General features: G+C 37.9%; 19 protein-coding genes. 4 read left to right on the top strand and 15 right to left on the bottom strand.

The features are described from left to right. Positions 1 to 113: 113 nt before the first annotated feature. Together proB and proC are read right to left on the bottom strand one after the other, a co-directional pair. Positions 114 to 1220 carry a glutamate 5-kinase gene (proB, locus tag ACFX40_RS14760; protein ID WP_013056988.1) on the bottom strand — a complete coding sequence of 369 codons (1107 nt, stop codon included), beginning with the start codon at positions 1218 to 1220 and terminating at the stop codon, positions 114 to 116. A gap of 87 nt (positions 1221 to 1307) precedes the next feature. Continuing rightward, positions 1308 to 2150, bottom strand: coding sequence for a pyrroline-5-carboxylate reductase (proC, locus tag ACFX40_RS14765; RefSeq protein WP_013056987.1), 843 nt, complete (start codon positions 2148 to 2150; stop codon positions 1308 to 1310). 450 nt (positions 2151 to 2600) lie between these two features. On the opposite strand from proC, the gene ACFX40_RS14770 reads away from it, so the two are divergent. Continuing rightward, positions 2601 to 6161, top strand: coding sequence for a CheR family methyltransferase (locus tag ACFX40_RS14770; protein ID WP_252123189.1), 3561 nt, complete (start codon positions 2601 to 2603; stop codon positions 6159 to 6161). Here the strand turns inward: ACFX40_RS14770 and ACFX40_RS14775 are convergent. From ACFX40_RS14775 to ACFX40_RS14785, 3 genes are read right to left on the bottom strand one after another with little or no spacing between them, the layout of a single operon-like run. Then, positions 6158 to 6778 (bottom strand): hypothetical protein, encoded by a 621-nt coding sequence (locus ACFX40_RS14775; protein ID WP_028408578.1) that lies wholly within the window; start codon positions 6776 to 6778, stop codon positions 6158 to 6160. The two genes, ACFX40_RS14770 and ACFX40_RS14775, sit on opposite strands and share 4 nt — an antisense overlap. Further along, positions 6775 to 7482: a cobalamin B12-binding domain-containing protein gene (locus tag ACFX40_RS14780; RefSeq protein ID WP_377255714.1), complete on the bottom strand. Its 708-nt coding sequence runs from the start codon at positions 7480 to 7482 to the stop codon at positions 6775 to 6777. The genes ACFX40_RS14775 and ACFX40_RS14780 overlap by 4 nt, the downstream gene beginning before the upstream one ends. Then, entirely contained in the window at positions 7476 to 10010 is a 2535-nt protein-coding gene (locus ACFX40_RS14785; protein WP_377255384.1) for an AAA domain-containing protein, read from the bottom strand. The genes ACFX40_RS14780 and ACFX40_RS14785 overlap by 7 nt, the downstream gene beginning before the upstream one ends. 301 nt (positions 10011 to 10311) lie before the next feature. Between ACFX40_RS14785 and ACFX40_RS14790 the strand changes: the two genes are divergently transcribed. Then, positions 10312 to 11349: a LysM peptidoglycan-binding and 3D domain-containing protein gene (locus tag ACFX40_RS14790; RefSeq protein WP_377255387.1), complete on the top strand. Its 1038-nt coding sequence runs from the start codon at positions 10312 to 10314 to the stop codon at positions 11347 to 11349. A 20-nt stretch (positions 11350 to 11369) separates the two neighbouring features. Here the strand turns inward: ACFX40_RS14790 and ACFX40_RS14795 are convergent, their stop codons facing one another. The 4 genes from ACFX40_RS14795 to ACFX40_RS14810 form a co-directional block, all read right to left on the bottom strand. After that, the gene (locus ACFX40_RS14795; RefSeq protein WP_098249763.1) at positions 11370 to 11846 is read right to left on the bottom strand and encodes a GNAT family N-acetyltransferase; all 477 of its coding nucleotides are present in this window, start codon (positions 11844 to 11846) and stop codon (positions 11370 to 11372) included. A 2-nt stretch (positions 11847 to 11848) separates the two neighbouring features. Next, the gene (locus tag ACFX40_RS14800; RefSeq protein ID WP_013056980.1) at positions 11849 to 12055 is read right to left on the bottom strand and encodes a zinc ribbon domain-containing protein; all 207 of its coding nucleotides are present in this window, start codon (positions 12053 to 12055) and stop codon (positions 11849 to 11851) included. Positions 12056 to 12231: 176 nt separating this feature from the next. Continuing rightward, entirely contained in the window at positions 12232 to 13053 is an 822-nt protein-coding gene (locus tag ACFX40_RS14805) for an MBL fold metallo-hydrolase (RefSeq protein WP_377255390.1), read from the bottom strand. 290 nt (positions 13054 to 13343) lie between these two features. Next, positions 13344 to 13553 carry a cold-shock protein gene (locus ACFX40_RS14810; RefSeq protein WP_013056977.1) on the bottom strand — a complete coding sequence of 70 codons (210 nt, stop codon included), beginning with the start codon at positions 13551 to 13553 and terminating at the stop codon, positions 13344 to 13346. Between the two features lie 144 nt (positions 13554 to 13697). Here ACFX40_RS14810 and ACFX40_RS14815 point away from each other — a divergent pair, with 144 nt between their 5' ends. Continuing rightward, the gene (locus ACFX40_RS14815) at positions 13698 to 14147 is read left to right on the top strand and encodes a MarR family winged helix-turn-helix transcriptional regulator (protein ID WP_025752335.1); all 450 of its coding nucleotides are present in this window, start codon (positions 13698 to 13700) and stop codon (positions 14145 to 14147) included. 61 nt (positions 14148 to 14208) lie between these two features. Here the strand turns inward: ACFX40_RS14815 and ACFX40_RS14820 are convergent, their stop codons facing one another. After that, positions 14209 to 14628, bottom strand: a complete 420-nt coding sequence (locus tag ACFX40_RS14820) for an organic hydroperoxide resistance protein (protein ID WP_013056975.1) — start codon at positions 14626 to 14628, stop codon at positions 14209 to 14211. A gap of 156 nt (positions 14629 to 14784) precedes the next feature. Further along, positions 14785 to 15993: a DNA polymerase IV gene (locus ACFX40_RS14825; RefSeq protein WP_098249766.1), complete on the bottom strand. Its 1209-nt coding sequence runs from the start codon at positions 15991 to 15993 to the stop codon at positions 14785 to 14787. Between the two features lie 164 nt (positions 15994 to 16157). Between ACFX40_RS14825 and ACFX40_RS14830 the strand changes: the two genes are divergently transcribed. After that, positions 16158 to 16736 (top strand): DedA family protein, encoded by a 579-nt coding sequence (locus ACFX40_RS14830; RefSeq protein WP_014460178.1) that lies wholly within the window; start codon positions 16158 to 16160, stop codon positions 16734 to 16736. Positions 16737 to 16784: 48 nt separating this feature from the next. Here ACFX40_RS14830 and ACFX40_RS14835 read toward each other — a convergent pair whose 3' ends face one another. The 4 genes from ACFX40_RS14835 to ACFX40_RS14850 are packed head-to-tail and all read right to left on the bottom strand — an operon-like array spanning position 16785 to position 20546. Further along, positions 16785 to 17264, bottom strand: coding sequence for an RNA polymerase sigma factor (locus ACFX40_RS14835; protein ID WP_013056972.1), 480 nt, complete (start codon positions 17262 to 17264; stop codon positions 16785 to 16787). Positions 17265 to 17280: 16 nt separating this feature from the next. Next, the gene (locus tag ACFX40_RS14840) at positions 17281 to 19290 is read right to left on the bottom strand and encodes a DUF6449 domain-containing protein (RefSeq protein WP_377255393.1); all 2010 of its coding nucleotides are present in this window, start codon (positions 19288 to 19290) and stop codon (positions 17281 to 17283) included. Then, positions 19265 to 20164, bottom strand: coding sequence for an ABC transporter ATP-binding protein (locus tag ACFX40_RS14845; protein WP_050688809.1), 900 nt, complete (start codon positions 20162 to 20164; stop codon positions 19265 to 19267). Before ACFX40_RS14845 ends, ACFX40_RS14840 begins: the two co-directional genes overlap by 26 nt. Then, on the bottom strand, positions 20157 to 20546 hold the full coding sequence (locus tag ACFX40_RS14850) for a GntR family transcriptional regulator (RefSeq protein ID WP_013083081.1): 390 nt from the start codon (positions 20544 to 20546) through the stop codon (positions 20157 to 20159). The genes ACFX40_RS14845 and ACFX40_RS14850 overlap by 8 nt, the downstream gene beginning before the upstream one ends. Between the last annotated feature and the right edge of the window lie 342 nt (positions 20547 to 20888).

The following is a 20888-nucleotide window of genomic DNA, read 5'->3' on the forward strand; positions in this document are numbered from 1 at the left end:
AAATCACTCCTGGATTCGTTTTAGTTTTGTTTGATTTTAAAGTGTGAGGCATAAGAGGTAAATGCAATCATGCAAAGAAAAGGAAGGGCTCCTTTTCTTTACAGCATGTTTGCTTACAAACCGACCGGTACTGGAATTTCCAAGTGACACACTAGACCTTCGCTGTCTACAATCGGTTGATCAATTGGCTCATTCAGTGCAAGTTCATCAGATGAATAATTTGTCACGCCAAGAGCCAGCTCATTTTCGTCTTTATCTAGAATACGTACAACTGCTCGTTCACTAAAGTGGCCTTTAATATATTTAACGTGCTCGCGAAGTAAAGGCTCTTTATCTTCAATAATTGCACGTTTCGCGGCATCTTCGACTACTATTTCCCCTTCAGGACCAGAGTTAAACGCGATCCACTGCTTTTTCTGATTAAGGTTCGCAGAATCATCTTCAGATTCAAAATACGTTCCTGTTGCATCTCCGTCAACCGCTTGTGTTAAGATGTTTGGCACGCCGGCTCTTCCTAAAAATGCTGGAATTCCTGATGCCATAGCGATTTTGAACGCGTCAATTTTCGAGCGCATACCGCCTGTTCCAACTGAACTTCCTGAATCTCCTGCAGATTCTTCGATTTCTTGCGTGATTTCCCCTACGTGAGGAACTAATTTTGCATTTGGATCCTGGCGAGGGTCCGCGCTGTATAAGCCATCGATATCCGATAAAATAATAAGCAGGTCGGAATCCACTAGTCCAGCAACTTTAGCTGAAAGTGTATCATTATCGCCAAATTTTAATCGATTGATGGTTACCGTGTCGTTTTCATTGACAATTGGCACAATGCCGCGTTCTAACAGCACGTTAATTGTATTTCGGGCATTGTTGTAACGATTTTCGTCTGAAAAATCGTCTCTTGTAATTAAGATTTGAGAAGCAACGTATCCATGCGATAGAAACAGTTCTGAATAAGCCTCCATTAACAGTCCTTGACCGATTGAGGCAGCTGCTTGTTTTTCAGGCAAAGAGCTAGGTCGCTCTAAGCAGCCAAGCTTGCGGTATCCTGCAGCTACAGCTCCTGATGAAACCAACAGCACTTCATGACCGCTGTCTTTTAAGTCTACGACTTGATCCACAAGGCGCTCGAGCTTCCGTCTGCTGATTTCACCGTGTGAACTTGTTAATGAACTACTTCCAATTTTAATTACAACCCGCTTCTTATTGTCGGGACTCATCAAATCACTCCTAGTGTGTTCTGTATGTTTTCTTGTTTATGATTATTTTTTTGTGGTGAGGAATTCACGAAGAAGATAAGTGACGCATTAATTAGTACTTGCCACTTTTTGTAGTTGAGCACTCATTTCTTTTGAACGCTTTGATGCTCCTTTGACTGCTTGCATCATTGCTTCTCCGCCGCCGTGTTTAGCTAAGGCGTCTAAACCAGCTGCTGTTGTACCGTTTGGAGACGTCACATTTTCACGAAGCTCCGTCGGCGTTTCATCTCTTTCCATCATCATTCTTGCTGCACCGTAAATGGTTTGGGCGCCAATTTCACGTGCTAGCTCAGGATCGAGACCTTCTTCTTTTGCTGCTTTTTCGATATGCTCCATAAGGAAATAAAAATAAGCGGGTCCACTTCCGGCAATTCCTGTAAAAATGTCCATTTGTGGCTCATCAATCACGTATACTTTTCCGATTGCAGAAAGCAGCTCTTTTGCTGTTAGCACAGCATCCATTGCAGCATATTGACCTGGAGATATAGCCGTTGCTGATTGCTGAATCATGCTTGATGTATTCGGCATCACTCGAATGACCTGCTGTTCATCATGCAATAACTCTTCCATGTAAGAAGACGAAATCCCTGCAAGAACAGATAGGACAAGCTGGTCTTTGTTGATTTGAGGCTTTAATTCGTTTAATGCCTCTTCAGCGCCTTTTGGCTTCATCGCTAGAATAAAAACGTCAATGTCATCTGTTTTCAGCTCGCTGCGCTTTACTGCTGTGATACCATATCTATTTTCAAGTTCGTGCAGTCGCGCATCATTGCTTCGATTTGTTACGATAATATTTTCAGCAGGTAATTTCTTTGCATTGACCATACCGGAAATCATCGCTTCTGCCATTGATCCAGCACCTAAAAAAGCAACTTTTTGTTTTTGATCCATCAAATCTCCCCTGTCATTTGTTCGTATTTTTGTTCTCGTTTCTTTCAACGGTTCCTATAGTAACATGCTGAAAAAGAGTGTCAAGTTGAATTTAACCGTTTTTTTCCTCCTTGAGCGTATAACCTTATGCATATGTAAGCGTAAACAAAACTTTTTTAAATATTTTTTTCTGCAAAAAAAAACGATTTTTTTTATAAAAATGCGTTTATATAAAGAAAATCGGGGCATACTGTATAGTTTGGGCTTTAAATTTTTTTGCAAAAAATAGAGGAATTTTGAAAACGTTATTTGAACAATATAATAGGTTTGCTAAAATGAACCTATGTACCAGCATCTTGGTTTTTTTTGAAAAATTTACTTTTGATGTAAACCACACTGTGCTGTCGACATTAAAATAAACAAAACGACATACAATCTAGGAAGTGTCGAAACATTATTGGAGGTTCTATTATGAAGAACAACTCGTTTTCTACAGTTCCATCGTCTTCAGAAGGAATAGAGAAACAGGATTTACACGTTGTGGGAATTGGCGCTTCTGCCGGAGGGTTAGAAGCTATTGAGCAGTTTTTCGCTAATATGCCTTCACCAAATGGAATGGCGTTTATTATTGTGCAGCACCTTTCCTCTAAATATAAAAGTTTTATGCCAGAACTTTTAGCAAAGAAAACAGGAATGAATATCAAACTGACACAAGACGGGATGACTTTACAAGAAGACACAATTTATTTAAATCCTCCCCATCATTATGTGACCGTTGTTGATCATACTCTTCGCCTTCGTCCTTATGAAGAAAATGATCAGGTAAAGTATCCGATTGACGCCTTTTTTCATTCTTTGGCTGCTTCAAAAAAACACCGGTGCACAGCCATTATTTTATCGGGAAAAGGAAATGATGGAACAGGAGGAGCAAAAACGATACGAGAGTATGGCGGAACTGTACTTGTACAAGATGAAAGCACAGCAAAGTACAGAGATATGCCCCTAAGCGCTATTGATGCACACCTTGCTGATTATATTCTTTCTCCTGCTGATATGCCTGACCTTGTGCAAACGCATGTCAGCCAAACTGAATTTACATATAATGAAGAAACGCTGCAATACATTTATTCATTAATAAAGAAGAAAACAGGCATCGACTTCTCTATGTACAAAAAAAACACGGTGCTGCGACGACTTGAAAAGAGAATGGCTTTACTCGATCCGCCCTCTCAAACGATGGAAGAATACCGGGACTATTTATGTAAAGAAGCCGAAGAAATCGTCGAACTGCAGCGAGACTTGTTGATTGGAGTGACGCAATTTCTTAGAGATAAAGAAGCATTCTCTATTATTGAAGAACAAGTCATCCCTCAATTAGTTGAAAGAAAGATTCATAGTCAAGAAGATGAAATCCGCATCTGGGTAGCAGGTTGTTCTACTGGTCAAGAAGCATATACATTAGCTATTTTGCTTCATGACTATTTATCAACAATCAACCGTTATTTCGATGTCCGAATCTTTGCTACGGACATCGATCGTCATGCAATCAAAAGAGCTAGTCAAGGTATTTATGAAGAAGCGGAAGTTCATTCCTTCTCAGCAGCTCAGATTAATGAATATTTTGAGCAAACAAAACACGGTGGTTATCAAGTTAAAAAAACAATCCGCAAAATGATTGTTTTTGCCCCGCATAATATAGGAAAAGACTCGCCTTTTGTAAACGTTGATTTAATTAGCTGTCGAAATATGATGATTTACTTCCAAGCTGAACTGCAGCAGCGCATTCTGTCTCTTTTCCATTTTTCTTTGACAGAAGAAGGCGTGCTTTTTTTAGGCCCTAGTGAAACAACGGGAAATTTATCTGATTTGTTCCGCCCTATCAACAGTAAGTGGAAAATATTTAAGCGTTCGGGCCAGCCCAGCCGACAAATTACGGGAGCTTTTAATCTTTCTAAATCCAGCTTGCATGAAGGTGATTTTTCTAGCGTGCCGCTCCCAAGCCAACTTTATAAGCCTCTTCCTTCACTTAAATTAGATGAGATGTACCAGTCAATGATTGATCACTTTATGAGCCCTTGTCTTGTATTAAATGAATACAACGAAGTAATATTTTGTTCAAAAGAAGCGACTCAGCTTATTAACGTTCCTGTAGGGAAAATTAATTATACAATTTTCAAAATGGTTCCAGTTCACGTCTCTTTAGCCATTGGAGCAGCTATTAAACGTGTAAAAGAGCAAGGTATGAGCGTATGCTGTCAGCACATTGAGTTTGTCATAAACGACGTGCAGCGCCGTTTTAATATTACGATATCTGCCCTTCCAACAAATCACTCTCTTTACTTACTTATGTTTGATGAACAGACAGACAGTGCCATTACTGATAAGGAAGAGCCCATGTTTCTTAATCAAACAAGCTCTATTAGTGAGCTTGTAGTAGATTTAGAGCAAGAGCTTCATTATACGCAGCAGCATTTGCAAACGACGATTGAAGAGTTAGAAACAGCAAATGAGGAGCTAAAGTCCACAAACGAAGAACTGATTGCTTCTAACGAAGAGCTGCAGTCCACAAATGAAGAATTGCAGTCTGTTAATGAAGAGCTAATTAGTGTTAACAACCAGTACGAGCGAAAGATTGAAGAATTAACGGACTTAAACAACGATATCGATAATTTATTAATCAGCACAACTATTGCTACCATCTTTTTAGACGAGCAGCTGAATATTAAATTATTTACGCCGGAAACGAAAACAGTCATCAACGTTCTTCATCAAGATATTGGAAGACCTTTCTTTCATATTTCGCATAACTTTAGATATGACCATCTAATCGAGGATGCCATGCACGTTTTAAGAACAAATAACACCCTTCAAAAAGAAATTCAAAGCTATGATAACCAGTGGTACAGCATGAAAATGATGCCTTATCGTACAAATGAGAATTTAATTAACGGTGTAGTTATTACATTTATTAATATTACAGAAATTAAACGATCAAATGAAGAATTGGCTATTACATCATTTGCAGTCGCTCACAGTCCTACGGGCATTTTTATTACCGATCATCAAGGTAAAATTAAGTACATTAATCAAAAATTCATGGAGCAAAAGCATGCCCCGCAGGAAGTATTTGGACTACACCTCTATGACTTATATACAAAAAAGCTGGGGGTTAAAAGATTCCCTAAGATTTGGAATGAAGTATACAGAGGAGAAAAATGGAACGGAGAAATTTCCTACGTTCAAGAAGACGGAGAAACCGTTTGGGAACAGTTAGCCTTAATGCCTGTTAAAAATGATCAGGATGAAATCATCCATTACATTGGGTTAAGCGAAGACATTTCACAGCGCAAACAGTCGGAAATGATGCTCAAAAATTCAGAGATGCTGTCAGCACTTGGACAGCTGGCTGCTGGCATTGCCCATGAAATACGAAACCCTCTTACATCATTAAAGGGCTTTTTACAGCTTATGATGCAAGAAGAAACGTATAAAAGAGAATATATGGATGTCATGATGTCCGAGTTTAACCGCTTAGAACTAATTATTAGCGAACTGCTCATTCTAGCCAAGCCCGAAGTCGTAAAATATGAAAATAAACAGATAAATTTAATTCTTCAAGACGTATGTACGCTGCTGCATACACAGGCCATTCTTAAAAACATTACTATTTCAACAGATTTTGAAGAAAAATTACCTGTTGTTCATTGTATTGAAAAAGATATGAAACAAGTATTTATCAACATGGTAAAAAATTCTATTGAAGCGATGGATGACCCCGGGTCTATTCTGGTGGTATCTAAATTTGATCCAGATACAAATCAAGTAGTCGTCCAAGTGATAGATGAAGGAAAAGGCATGCCGAAAGATCGATTAACACGAATTAGCGAGCCTTTCTATACAACAAAAGAAAAAGGAACAGGATTAGGATTGATGGTGAGTCACAAAATCATTAGTAATCATAAAGGAAGCATTTCGTATGATAGTGAAGAAGGAAAAGGTACAACGGTAGAAATCCGATTGCCGCTTTCTTAATGTACTTTGTTCTTCTGCCTTAAACATTCAAGCTCCTGATTAATTACATCTTGAATGTCAAACAAATGTGTAGAGACCAATTCAATATATTCTCCTTTTCCTGCTTCAATTACGTCGGAGCGGATAATACTTAGGAGGTCTTGAATGGTTAGCACATTTGTTTTCATTTCTCGAAAATGACGCTGAAGATCAACTAGCTGCATTTTTTTCACCGTTTCTACATCTGTTTCCCTGACTGAAAAATCTTGGTTCACTTGTGGTGAGTCTTGCATAAGCATAGAGCGAAACTGTTGAAGAGTTGATTGAACACTCATCATATGCTCATGAATAGGATAGCAGAAAACAGCGTGCAGCGAATGATACGCTTCAGGCTTAAAATGAAAATCAAAAAGAGCAACCGGGTTAGAAAACGTGCGCATATTTACTTCGATTTGCACTTCTTCCTTTCCCTGGAGTGCTCTTTTTACTTTTTCTTGGCTGTCTTCATCAACTAGATCTAAAAAGTTCTGAACAGGCGGGAAATTTTTCGTGACGCTTGGTGTAAATTCAATTATTTCGTTGTCTTTATTGAGTAAAAACATTGGAACCGGGATGTGTTGAATCGGCAAACTGATCATATTTTTTCCCCCATTACTAACATTTTATCTTGCATCGAACTTTCTTTATTATTGATTAGAAGCCAGTCTTTAAAAGCTTGAATATGATTAATGAATATGGTTTTTGAAGATCCTGAAGCCGATAAATCATGCTTGTTGAGAAGCCTGCTGCCTACTAATACAAGAGGACTTTGCGGCATGTTTTCAATCTCAGCAATGTACTTTTGTAAATCAGGTAGCAAATGCACTTGGGAGACAGACAAGCACACTACATCAGGGTCCCATCTTTCAATGCTTTTTAGAGCAAACGGCAGCGGTAAGTTTGCTCCTAAGTTTTTAACTTCCCATCCCTGTTCTCTCATAAGTCCTGCAATTATTTTAATACCTAAGTAATGCTCTTCTCCTTCAATACAAAAAAGAAGTGCTCGATGGCGCTGAAGCAATTGATGCCGTGATAGCTGAAAGCGAGTTAACACATAGTCACAGGTTGCAGTAGCCAAATGCTCGTCCGCGACTGAAATTTTATTTTCTTGCCACCTTTTCCCTATCTCATACATCGCTTCTGTCAGAAACGTGTATACGTCAGTTGAAGAATGGCCTTCTTCTATATATATAGCAATAAGCAGCCAGCTTTTTTGAACGTTTCCTTCTAGCAAACAATCAGCTAAAGCCGCTACATTACGAGAGTAAACGATAAGATCACGCCCTTTTCCTAAAGTTACAATAAATCTCTAGGCAAAACTTCCTTTTTGCACGATCGACAACATGCGTAGACGCCTTTATTTTCATCATAATCTACGTTCATCGGCTGCTTGCATGCTTTACATACAGCATGCACGTAGTTTAAATATTTTTCCATTAATAAACGTGTTGCCCCACTTGTTTTCCCGCAATAATAGCAAATAAACCTTACTTTTCCTTTTTTTGTTATCTCTACTTCTCGCATATGCTGACAAGATTCACAGCGATCCCAGCTGCGAAGATAATTGCTCAAAGAATATTGTGGTTTATTTGTTTCTATATACATTTTCGTTTCTTGATTTCTTGTTTTATCTTCGGTAAAGTCAATTGACCGAATAAGCTGTTTAGCGCCTAGCTTTGACTCAATTCTAGCTGCCATAAACGCTTCATTCTTTCCGCCATAAGGCATATTAATCCATATAGTAGATTCATCGATGATAAGCAGTGACATCGGAACAGGAGATGAAATGACATGAGCGCCGTCAATTCGAACTTCTGTTGGTTCACGAGTAAGAACGGTCAGTTCACCTTTAAACGAATTTAACATATCACGTATTTCTTGAGGAACAAGGGAAGCATAAGGAATACACAATAAAATCTGCTGCCGAGCTTGATATAAGTCTTTTTTTAACTGACTGCTGTTCGATGGATGATACCAAATCAATTTAGGATGCTGAATGACTTCTTTTAAAAATTCCTGAGGCTGGTATACTTTTTGATTTTCGTTAAAGTGGTTGACCAACTTCCATAACGCTCGCTCTTTTGGTACGCGCTGCTGGGCAAACGACTCGTCTGAAAGCATAATAAATTTTCCTTTTGAACGCGTCACCGCCACATTTACCAATCGATCGCTATTTTCATTTGTTAAAAGTAATCCTGGTTTTGACTGCGGCTTTGTATCGACCGTGTCAAAAATCATGATATCTCGTTCCGCCCCTTGAAATTTGTGTACGGTTGCTGCAATTATATCGCTAGCTGGTTCAATATCTTGAAGAAATGCATTGATCAATTTGGCTTGAGACTTATAAGGAGTCACATAGCCAAGAGTAGCCGAAGAAGCTTTGCCTGCCCGCAGCATCAAACTTACCGCCAACACAGCCGTTATCACATTGTAGCGTGAGCCGGAAGCAGCATCTCGCATAGCGGAAGAATGCAAATGACCAATGTTAAGCATAAGCGCTGCTTCATGAGCAAACGGCCGGCTGCTTGCTACTACTTCTCGACTTGTTGTGACAGATGGATGATCTGCTACTCGATTGCTGTAAATATAGCGATTTGTAAAAGCTGAGATATCTTTATGCATTCTTCTTTGCTTCGTCAACATAAAAAGATGCGGGTGTATCTCACCGCTTTCTACTTGCTCTACAAGACCCGTCTGCTCAAATAAATCTCGCTGCAGCCACTTCTTCACTTCAGCATGAGAAGATTGAGATACCGGGGGAAGCTGTTTAAAATCGCCGCATACAACAATTCGTTTTCCTAACGTAGCTGCAAAAGCAATTTGCGGTGCATATGCCATGCTAATTTCGTCTACCACAACCATATCAAATTCACTTTGATAAAGTAATCGGTCAATAGCCGCTTTTGATAAAGTAGTGCCTACAATATACGCTTGATCAAAAACATTTTTCTCCGCTTCCATCCACTTGTTACGAAGGGCGTTTAGCTTTTTGTTAACTTGCTGAAGCTGGTGTGCTCTATTGGGATACCTGCTTAAGTAAACTCGTTCTTCTTGTAAATCACGCATCTCCTGAGCTAAATCCGGATCATCTTCTCCAATGACTTCTTCTACTTTTATATTTTCTAAGCCGCTGCTTTTTGTTGCTCTGTATCGAATGAGTTTTCCTTTTTTCCAAGCTTCTTTCTTTTTTAACTGACGCGCAGTTTCTTGCAGCAAACCGTCCACCGCTGCATTACTGTGAGATAATAAAAGGATCCGCTTTGATTTCCGGTAATAGCTTGCCGCGATTTTGGACAGCGTATATGTTTTTCCTGTTCCAGGAGGCCCCCAAATATAAGTAGTACGATTATAACGCGCTCGCAGTAACACTTCATGAAGAGCGTTCTTAGACGTATACTCCTTATGACGCACAGGACTATCGCCTCTCATAAGACGTTTGATTCTTACTATTTTTTGCTTGTAATCTTTTGATTCCGTGAGTCTATCAATGAGAGCCTGCAATAATTCCCATGGTTCGTTATATATATCGAGTTCGTCTACTTCTTGTCCAATAAACGCATCTATTTTAAGGTACAGATCAAACCCTTCTGTTCCAATCACTTCTCCTTTACTTTCTTTATGCTGGTGGACAAGGCGTACCTGAGCTCCATCAAAAAGGTATAAATCGGCTGTGCGTTCAAACCGGTAAAGATACGCATCCTCCTGCTGCCCTAAGTACTCTCCTTTTCCTACCGTATACTTTTCTCCGCCGTGTTTCTTCATATAATTAATCTCAATTGAAAGTGCGCGCACCCATGCTTTTAAATATGAAGAGATAGAGCGTTTTTCCATAGATGTCTAACTCCCTTTTTATCCGTTCATTTCTAACTTGTCTATTCTATCATGTCATTTGAATATAGCATAGCTTCTTTCTTCTTCATTTTTATAAAAGCAGAACATCTTTTTTACTATTCTATCTCTACAGACAAATTAAGACTTTTTTCATCATAATCGTAAAAAAACTGCGTTTTTTCTATCACTTTAGACGTATTGTTACAAACTTGTAATATAAAACCTACCATTTTGTCATGAGTTTGTTACATATTGCTGATAGAATAAGAGACAACTATTGGAAATAAAGGAGAAATATTAGATGAAAAAACACATTTTTACATTAGGGGCTACAGCTTTAGTATCAATTGGAATTGCAGACGCAGCATCAGCTGACACAGACACGCATAAAGTAAAAGCTGGAGAAACGTTATTCAGCATCTCACAGCAACATAATGTAACAGTTGAAGACTTAAAAAAGTGGAATGGTCTTTCTTCGACATTAATTTATGCAAACCAAACATTACAAATTGGATCTACATCTACTGACTCTTCATCTAGTTCAACTCCAACTACGACATCTTCAAACCATACATATACAGTACAATCAGGCGACACGCTTTATCGTATCGCTAAAAACAACGGTACTTCTGTACAGCAGCTAAAAGAGTGGAATAACTTATCTAGTCATTTAATTTATGTGAATCAAGTACTAAAAATAAGCGGAACAGGAACTGTTTCATCATCACCTTCAGCACCTGTACAAGAAAAAACAAACGAAACGCCAGCATCCCCGGCTCCTAGCAACAGTAAAAGTTACAAAGTTCAGCCTGGAGATACAATGTGGAGCGTAGCACAGCGACACGGCATTTCAATTTCTCAATTAAAACAGTGGAATAACTTATCGTCTAATACGATTTACATTAATCAAGTGCTACAAGTAGGCGGACAAGCTGCAGCTCAGGCGAAACTATCAACGCCATCACCTGATGCTCCTTCAACACCGTCAACTTCAGCACAGTCGACTTCAACGCCGGCGCCTGCTCCAGTGCAAGAAAGCAAGTCGGTTTCGAAAGAGATTACGGTTGAAGCAACAGCTTATACTGCTTACTGTGCAGGCTGCAGCGGAATCACTGCTACAGGGATCGATCTAAGGTCAAATCCTAATCGAAAAGTAATTGCAGTTGATCCTCGCGTGATTCCATTAGGTTCTCGCGTATACGTAGAAGGTTACGGAGAAGCAATTGCTGGAGATACTGGCGGTGCCATTAAAGGTACTCGCGTTGATTTATTTATGGCATCTCAAAGCTCAGCTTTAAATTGGGGACGCAAAACGGTAAAACTTCAAATTTTAGATTAATCACTAAAAGCAGAAGCGTGTTAGTCGCTTCTGCTTTTTAATTTTTTTTCAAACATAATCATATCGATAGCTTGCAAGCTATTCTCGTAAATCGGTGGAACATACTGCAAAAAGAAATTCTTTCTGACACCATTTTGATAAAAGCCTGCCTTTTTATAAAATGCTATGTTTTCAAGACTGGAGTCCGCTGTTCCTACAATCATTTTAGAATAATGGTTACACTCATACAATGCTTCTAACTTGTTAATGACTTTGCTGCCGATTCCTTTTCCTCTGTATGCTTCTTTTAAACCGATATTCTTTACTTCTACTGCCGATTCCTCTTCATCGATGAGGCACTGCACAACTCCTATCTCCTTCTTTTCATACACAATGGTAAATAAGGAACCTTCATTTATATACGACTTCACCACTTTTTCGTCTTCATCCCCTATTAATAGCAGGTTCAAATAGCAAGCGCGACTGTCTTTATCAATTTCAACAAGGTCGATATTCATCTTTATCCTCCAAAAAATAAGTCAATAATATTGCTGCCTCTTGAAGATGATTTATTATATAGCTCTGAATATCCGCAGTTCGTGCAATATACCACTGTAAAGTGATTGTGCTGAACGTCTAAGTATCTAGACAGTCCCGTTCCCGTTGTAGCAATTTCTTTTGTTTGTGCTTCTGTATGTCCGCATTTTACACAACCGTTTTTCCCCATTGTCATACTCCTTTATACATAAAATAATTTCTTATTTATATAAACGGTTAGAAAAGGAAAAAGTTTCATTTAATTGATAAATAAAGGAACTAAAGAAACCACATTTTCCATTACCTAGAAATAGAAAATGTGGTTTCTTACTTTTAGTATTAACGGTATGACTATACAGTTGGTTTCTATGACAGGAGTTCTCTTTCCATAATTTCAACGTTTTTTTGATGACATTGTGCGGTGAAATCAGAAGGAAACGCCAGTTTATCATTTAGCTTATCGAGCGCTTCTTTACTGTTTTCTTTCACTGCCGCTTGCAGTTCATCTAAATAAGAGCTGGCCATCTCCACTCGTCTTTGAATTTCAGCTCGGTGATGTGTCGTTTTCCCGTGCCCGGGAACTAGCGTTAGGTTTTGGTGCTTAGCTAAAATGTGTCGCGCAGTGGCAAGCGTGTCGCGGTAATCATTTACACTTTCATATATGTACGGATATTCAAAATCCGATAAATAATCCCCTGCAATCCATATCGAATCATCGACAATCATAAATAGGCCATCATTTGTATGACCTTTTGCAAAATAACAGGTAATGGATGTTTCGCCTAAAGTAATATGCTGTTCATTTTCGGTTACAACAATATCTAACTCTGGGAATATAATATCATGAGATCTTTTTATATAATAGTCATGATGAAACTGCTTAATCATTTGAACTTTTTCTTCTTTGTCCGGGTGATGTTTCAAAAATTTGCTGCCGATAAAGGTGGCATTTAATTCTAAGAAAGCGCCATACCCAATGACGTGATCAAAATCTCCGTGAGTAAAAAACACATACAGGTTGCGGTGGTTTAAGATTTCTTGAACATGCTGTTTAATTTCATTAATTTCGTGAGGAAGCCACGTTGGATCAACAACAATAACACAATCTTTTGTTTCAATCACTGCAGATGTTGTTTGAAACAGCGCGCTTTCAAAAACCGTCATTTGCTCTGTTTTATATTGAATCATGAGAACAGCTCCTTATTTTTTTTATCACCTTTATTATAGCGGAAATAGAAAGATAAGGGCGCGTATGACGGTTTATAAAACGAAACTATGCAAGATGTGATAAAATGCGGAACCAGCCAAACAATGAAATCCAAATAGGAATACTAAATAAGGTTCCCCAAAATAAACCTTTCAAAAAGTTCCCTTGATTCATTCTGATATTCCTCACCTTCATCGTATGTTGGTTCTTAGTCTAGCGCAGCTTAATGAAATTTTAGTGAAAAATAAAAAAGAAGCAGCTGCTTCTTTTTTTATTTATTATAAAATTGGTGATCGTACTTAATTTTCGGCAGCTCGCGTACTTCCTGCGACATTTCGGTTCCGCACATCGGGCAGTTATAATCAACCGTAACAAAATCTTCTCTCATCCACCCATTACATGATTCAGATTGACACGCATATACAGTCGTATCCATCATTTGATCTACTTCTTCTTCTACGGCTTTTTTTGCAAAATACATGTGCACAGCTCCCTTTTTTTCTTAGTATATGTAAAATTCCCATTTTTTATTTACAGCTTGATTACTTTTTCATCCGGCGTTATTGGACACCACTATTTAATTGTGTATAATTAAATAAAAAGCAATAGACTGGAGGCAACATGAATGGAACAACTTTATAAGCAGCTGCAGCTAGAAAATCAGCTTTGTTTCTCAATTTACGCCACGTCTCGAGAAATTACAAAGGTGTACAAGCCGCTGCTCGATAAATTAGGAGTAACCTATCCGCAGTATTTAGCCCTTCTTGTTTTATGGGAACATGAAACACTCAGCGTGAAAAAAATGGGCGAACTTCTGTATTTGGATTCAGGCACCCTTACTCCTATGCTAAAAAGAATGCAGGATCAAGAATTAGTGATTCGTCAGCGTTCTCATGAAGATGAACGCGTTGTTTTTATTAGTTTAACCGAAAAAGGAAAAAACTTACGTGATAAAGCTTGTCATATTCCAGAAGAAGTTTTCAGTATGACGAATAAGTCACAGGGAGAATTAGAAAAGCTGAAAGAAACGCTGCAGGAGTTATTGCAATCACTGCATACGTACAATCAAAAATAGACCATATAAAATTGCACATAAAAAAACGCCTGGATTTAAGAAAAATCCAGGCGTTTTTTATTTACTCAGCCGTTGTGTTTAACGTTACGTTAACATTTCCACGCGTTGCTTTAGAATACGGGCAGAATTGATGTGCATCTTCTACTAGCTTCTCAGCTACTTCTTGTGAAACGCCTTTAATATGAGCGTTTAACACGACTCCAATTTTAAAGCCATCATCAGTGTGGTCTTTTAGTAGACTTACCTCTGCAGTAATAGACGAATCAATGTCTTTTTTTTGTTTCTTTGCGATTAAATTTAAAGCACCGTCAAAACAAGCAGAATATCCTGCTGCAAACAGCTGCTCGGGATTTGTTCCTTCTTCTTTGTTATTTGGAGAAGGGTTTACAAGGGTTAAATCAATAATACCATCATCTGATTTAACTCGACCATCTCGGCCTCCTACCGCTGTTGCTTTAGATGTAAATAGTACGTCTGACATAAGATCACCTCATAGATTATTTTATGTAATTTCATTGCAGACAATCAAAAAAGTCGCAATCAAATTCATTTTGTAATCACTTTGATTACCGTGATAGTAATGTACTTCCCCTTCTATAATGAGTGTAAACCTATTATTTTATACAAAAAAAGAGAGTTACCTTTCTTTTTTTCCTCTTTGTTTTTTTAAACCGCTTTGAATAATGTTATCTCCATATTTTTCACGCAAACTTTCGACCGCTTTGTATAAAGGCTCTTTTTTTGCTTCCTCTCCATATGTAAACAAGTCTAACTGTTCTTCTTCCTGAACATGGTGGCTCACTTGAAGAGCAGCTACGCCTAATAAACGAATCGGTTCTCCGTTCCAATGCCTTTGAAATAATACCGCACTGTAATGAAAAAGATCATTTGGCTCGCTAATTGCTGTTGAAATAGTTTGGCTTCGAGTAATGGTTTTAAAATCACTGTATCGTATCGTTAATTGAATCGTTTTGCTTACAACTTTTTTCGCTTTCATACGAGAGCTTACGGAATGCGATAATTTATTTAAAATAGGGAGAACTTCATGTTCATCTACTGCATTTTGAGACAGCGTCGTAGAGTTTCCAATAGATTTAAACTGTGATTGGCGATCAGGGTTCACCTGTCGATCATCTTGGCCCCATGCTCGTTCTTTCATAACTTCTCCTTTTACTCCGAGAGTTTGTTTAAGAAGACCGGGAGCGGCGTTTGCTAGATCACCTATGGTTACCACTTTAATCGCATTTAGCTTTTCAGCTGTTTTTTTACCGATTCCGTGCATTTCCTCCACCGCTTTTGGCCAAAGAACGGTTTGGACATCTCTTTTTCGAAGGACGGTAATCCCTAAAGGTTTTTGCATATCACTTGCTGTTTTGGCCAAAAATTTATTCGGTGCGATTCCAATTGACACAGGAATTTGCAGCGTCTGTATTAAATGCTGCTGAATGGACTTTGCTATGTCAAGAGGAGAGCCTAATTCAGCACAGTTTGTAATATCCAAATAGCCTTCATCAATGGAAGCAGGCTCTAAAAGAGGTGAAATGGTTACTAAATAATCAAACATGTTTTTGGACACTTGGCGATATAATGGAAAATTAGGTTTTATAACAACCAGCTCAGGGCATTTTCTTTTCGCTTCCCAAAGAGGCATTGGCGCATATACTCCGCGTTTACGAGCAATATAGTTACAGGTTACAACAATTCCTCTTCGTTCCTTTGGATTGCCAGCAATAGCAAGAGGCTTATCTTTGAGCGTATGATCATGTGCGGTTTCAACAGATGCATAAAAAGCATTGGCATCAATATGAAGAATAACTTTGCCGTTTTTAGGGTACATCATTTTCATACTATCACCTCTTTCTGTATAATTAATCCCCGAAAGAAGAACGTACATTCTTATTTATTATAACTCTTTTTTTCTAAGTTGTGCGTACCTATACTTTATTTTTATTTTGAGCGAACACTGTGTGTCACTCTCTCGTATTCTAATGAAGAAAGGAGGAAGAAAACGTGATTGATCAGCTTATCGGAGCCATTAACCAATTAGGCTACGGATATTTCTTTTTTATCATTTTAGTCGGAGCCAACCTTACTCCGATTCCTGACCCAGTATATATTATGCTTGCAGGCAGTCAGGCTACGTCTCCATCCGTTCAGTATATTCCAGCTTTTATACTTACCTACAGCGGAATGATGCTTAGCTTATACCTTAAATTTTTGATAGCCAGCCTGTTTTCAGCTCAGGCGCTGGCGCTATTAAAACGCCCGCGATGGGAAAAGAATGTCATGAAAGTTGAGCGAACGATTCAAGAATATGGATCTCACGCCATCATCGCAAGCTACTTTTTACCAGGAATGCGACATGTGATGCCTTTTTTTCTCGGAGCAAGCGGAATGAAGCATCGTCATTACATTAAAGTCTCATTCTCTTTTGGTTTCATTTGGACTCTCGCTTTATTTATTTTCGGTTCCTTTTTTAATACGACATCTTCTTATACGGACGTGATTGAGATCACTTTAGCTTTTTGTGCGATCAGTTTGATTATCTATGCCGTCCAAAGAAGAAAAATACGAAAAAAACAGCAGTAGTTTGTGCAAAAAAGTTCTTTTTCACAAACTGCTGCTGTTTCATTTATATTAAATGACTTCATTATATCCCTTTACAAAGTATTTGCGCGCGCGGTAAAGAGCTGATTTTAACGTAGTCATCTGCATATTTAATAACTCCGCAATTTCTTCATATTTAAATCCAAATCCATATTTTAATAGAAGCAAATTGCGATACTTAGGATTCAATTTATTTAAAATCGCCTGACATTCAGCCGCTTCTTCATTTCTGAGGACCTGCTGAATAGGCGTATACATAACGGGCTCTTCTTTGTAAGAAGACGTATAGCGGTCTTTCACTATTTTACGTCGTCCTAAATCACACCGTTTATTTAATGCGACGCGAAACATCCAAGCTTTTATTTTTTCAGGATCGACCATTTCTTGTTTTTCTAAATATTTTAATGCTACTTCTTGCGTAATATCTTCGGCATCTTGTCTATTCACGCCATTTTTCAATAAATAAGCCAGCACCTGATTCAAATAATCTTGCAATTCCTCGCCGCACATAATAAGTTCTCCCTTGTTATTTTAGTTTTTCTTTTAGTTCGTTTGGCAGCTCATTTTCATTCAACATGTAAACCTGAGGAGTATCTACTTGATCTTTGTAATAAAAAGCAACAAGATAATCTCCTGTGTCTCGTAAATTAGCACGTTGAAGAAGTATTTCTACCTGCTGATTGTTTTTTACTTTAATTGATTTTTCATCCTTCGTTAGAGATGTAAAATCTTCTTGAAGACGATAGTCGTTTTTAAGATGAGAAGAATTTTTAAACACTTCGGTTTTTACTACGTCCTTTGGCATAAGGCGAGCACGTTCATATAAGTGCTCTTTTTTCAGCCATGCTTCTACTTCGCTATATGACTTCTCCCAAGATGCTTCTTGAACATACTGTCCTTTTCCATCCATGAAATCAATTGACGCCCAGCTTTCTTTTGTGCTGTACATTTCATCAAACGTTTCGTTCATCATCGACTGTTTAACTACATGTATGAGCTCTTGCACTTTTTCTGGATTTGTAATATTAAGTGCACTTGACTTTCCAAAAACAGAAAAACTCACGCTTTTAATTTTATCCGTATTTTTTGTTCGTAAAAGTGGATGGAAATTTTCTTTGTATTCTTTTGTTTCCGCAATTTCTTTATAAAAAGCTTTGTAGTCTGAAAATGGAATAAAGTATTCTCGAACTATTTTCTTTCCATTTTTTAATTTATAAGCAAATACCGCCATTTTCCCGTTTCTGCCCTCTATTTCACTCTGTTTTTCAGGATCCATCTTCTTATCTTTAGATGATGTAATTTGTTTTTGCAGCTGACGAACGCTCTTAATCGTTTCTTTACTTGTATAATAATAAGGAGCTTCGTAGTAGCCACTTCTTCCATCCGCATAGTTTTCAGGTTTATCCGTCAATCTATACATCTCTTGGTCAAAATAAACACTTTCAATCTCTGAAACTGCCGGCACTTTAGTAGAATAGCCAAACACGTCTAAATGAATAATAAAGCCTACAATAGCTGCAGCTATAACAAAACCTAGATACCCTTTCCATTTCGTAAAGATACGCCACGTTTTATTTAAAATAATTTGAGCAACTATATAACCTATTAATGAACCAATAATATAGCCCACGACCATCCATGAAAACTCGCCTTTCATACTGCCAAAGTAAAATCCGCCCAGCATCAGTGAACAAGCCGTTACTCCGTAAACGAACACCGGTTTTAACCAGCCAACTGAAATAGTTTGCGTAGCAGCTTCTACTCTTCTTTTTTGATAGGTGATTAAAGCAATGATGTAAAATAAGACGATGAGTCCAATATAAACAAATACACTAGTAGAAAAGCTTTTATGAGCTACCATTTGCGCTACGTGTGAAAACGGAACAAGGCTGTCAATATTTTTACTCATGTAATAGTCATAAGCATAGCCGTACCAGTAAAACTTTACATTGGATATAGCTAAATAAGAGATTCCGCCGGGGAGAAGAAATAGAACGTATAAAAAGATTCCTTGCAGGACAGACATTCCGGTGAACATTCCCGCTAAAACAGTTCCAGTTAGCACAAATAAGTTAATCAGAATACTGTACCCGACCCAGCTTAGAACATCTCTTGTTGTATAAACATTCTCAACCGTTAAAACTCCTTTAACGGCAAAAGTAACGGCTCCCGTAATTAAAATCGGAACAACTAAAACCAACGCGCCCAGAAGCATATTTTGATGAAACAGCGTAGAACGCTTAATTGGTAAACTATGAATATAGTCAGCCGCAATCTTCGTTTGTATATACCTAAATAGGAAAATACCGAGTAACACTGGTACAACAAACATAAACACAAATTCCAGCCCGTCAAATACCTCAAATAACGTGTCTGGTTTCTCTATATAAGGGTCTACCTTTCCAGTGAAAGTGAAAATTAGTTGTAAAGGTAGAGCGAACAGCAGTACTAGCAAGTATACAAGTCCAATCCATCCTACGTTTCTCGTAGATTGAATCCACATGCCTCGGTTAAACGATGATGTTTTCGATTGCATAACCCACATCCCCCATTTCATAAATAAAGATTTCTTCCAGCGTAAGTGGCAAGATGTCAAAAATTAAAGGCTTATACGATCGAACTTTGTTGACTAAGTGATTTTCTTTTCCTCGAACAATACAAAGCAAGACGCTTCCTCGTTTTTCTTGATATAAAATGTCCAGCGTGTCATAAAGCGCTAGCGGCACATCTCCTTCAAATGCAACTTGAATTTTGTGCACGTCTGATTTTAAATCATCCAGTTCTTTTTCAATTAATAATTGACCATGATGCAAGATGCCTACATGATCACAAAGATCTTCCACTTCTCGTAAGTTATGTGATGAAATTAAAATCGTCATTTCCCGTTCTGCCACGTCTTGGACAAGAAGGTTTTTAATTTTTTGACGCATTACCGCATCTAACCCATCGAGCGGCTCATCTAAGATAAGTACATCAGGCATAGCAGACAGCGCTAACCAAAAACCTACTTGACGCTGCATTCCCTTGGACATTCTGTGTACTTTTTTATGTAATTGAATTGGGAAAGCTTCTTTTAATTTTTGAAACCGTTCTTCGTTCCAAGTCGGATAGACGCTTCTATAAAAAGACGCTAATTGCTTAATCGTTGTTTGAGGGAAAAAATAAAGAGAATCTGGCATAAAAATAAGACGTTCTTTTAAGCCAACGTTTTCAAATACTTCCTCGCCGTCTATTGCGATTTTTCCGTAATCTTGCTTGTAAATACCTGCAATGATTTTTAATAGCGTTGTTTTCCCTGCCCCGTTCGAGCCAAGCAGTCCGTAAATAGATCCTTTTTTTATAGAAAGCGTGACGTCTCTTAGAGCTTCCATTTCTTCAAACTCTTTTTTTATCGCCTTCAGTTCAATCACTATCGCTTCCTCCTTTTACTGCTTTTTCAGCCTGTGAAATAAGTGATAGAATTTCATCTTTATCCATCCCTAAATACATAGCTTCTGCCAACAGTTTTACTAATTCTTCTTTCATCTTTTTCACCTTCTCGTTATTTAGTGTATCAACTTGAGGCGTTACAAAACTTCCTTTGCCTGGAACTGAATAAATATAATTCTGATGTTCTAGTTCACGATACGCTTTTTGAATTGTATTTGGATTAATCGTTAATTCTTTTGCTAACAGCCGAACAGATGGAAGCTTTTGATCGGCCTTAAAGACTTCATGAATAATAAGCTCTTTCAATTTATCTACTAATTGCTCGTATATCGGCTTGCGACTACGAATATCTAAATCGAACATAGTCTGCCTCCCTTCATCTACCCAAAATCATGATGTGTGTACTAGGTGTATTAACTGTATTACTTATCGTATTACAGTTAATATTATAGTATGTTTTTTGGAAAAAACAAGTACTTTTTTTACTTTTGTTACAAATAGATGACAAAAAAGTGTTTAATAGCTTTATAGATGAAATGCAAATAACTGTAAACAAATTGCGTGGGCTGCCTTCGTTAGAAGCCAAAGTACTCCTTTAAATCAGCACCTCATTTTGTTTTTCTTACCCAGGTGCCTCTAGTTATTACCATAATAATGTTTTATAATGTTTATAATTAATTTTTTTAATATAAAAGGAGCCATACT

The organism is Priestia sp. YIM B13552, from assembly GCF_042787775.1.
GTDB classification, from domain to species: domain Bacteria; phylum Bacillota; class Bacilli; order Bacillales; family Bacillaceae_H; genus Priestia; species Priestia megaterium_E.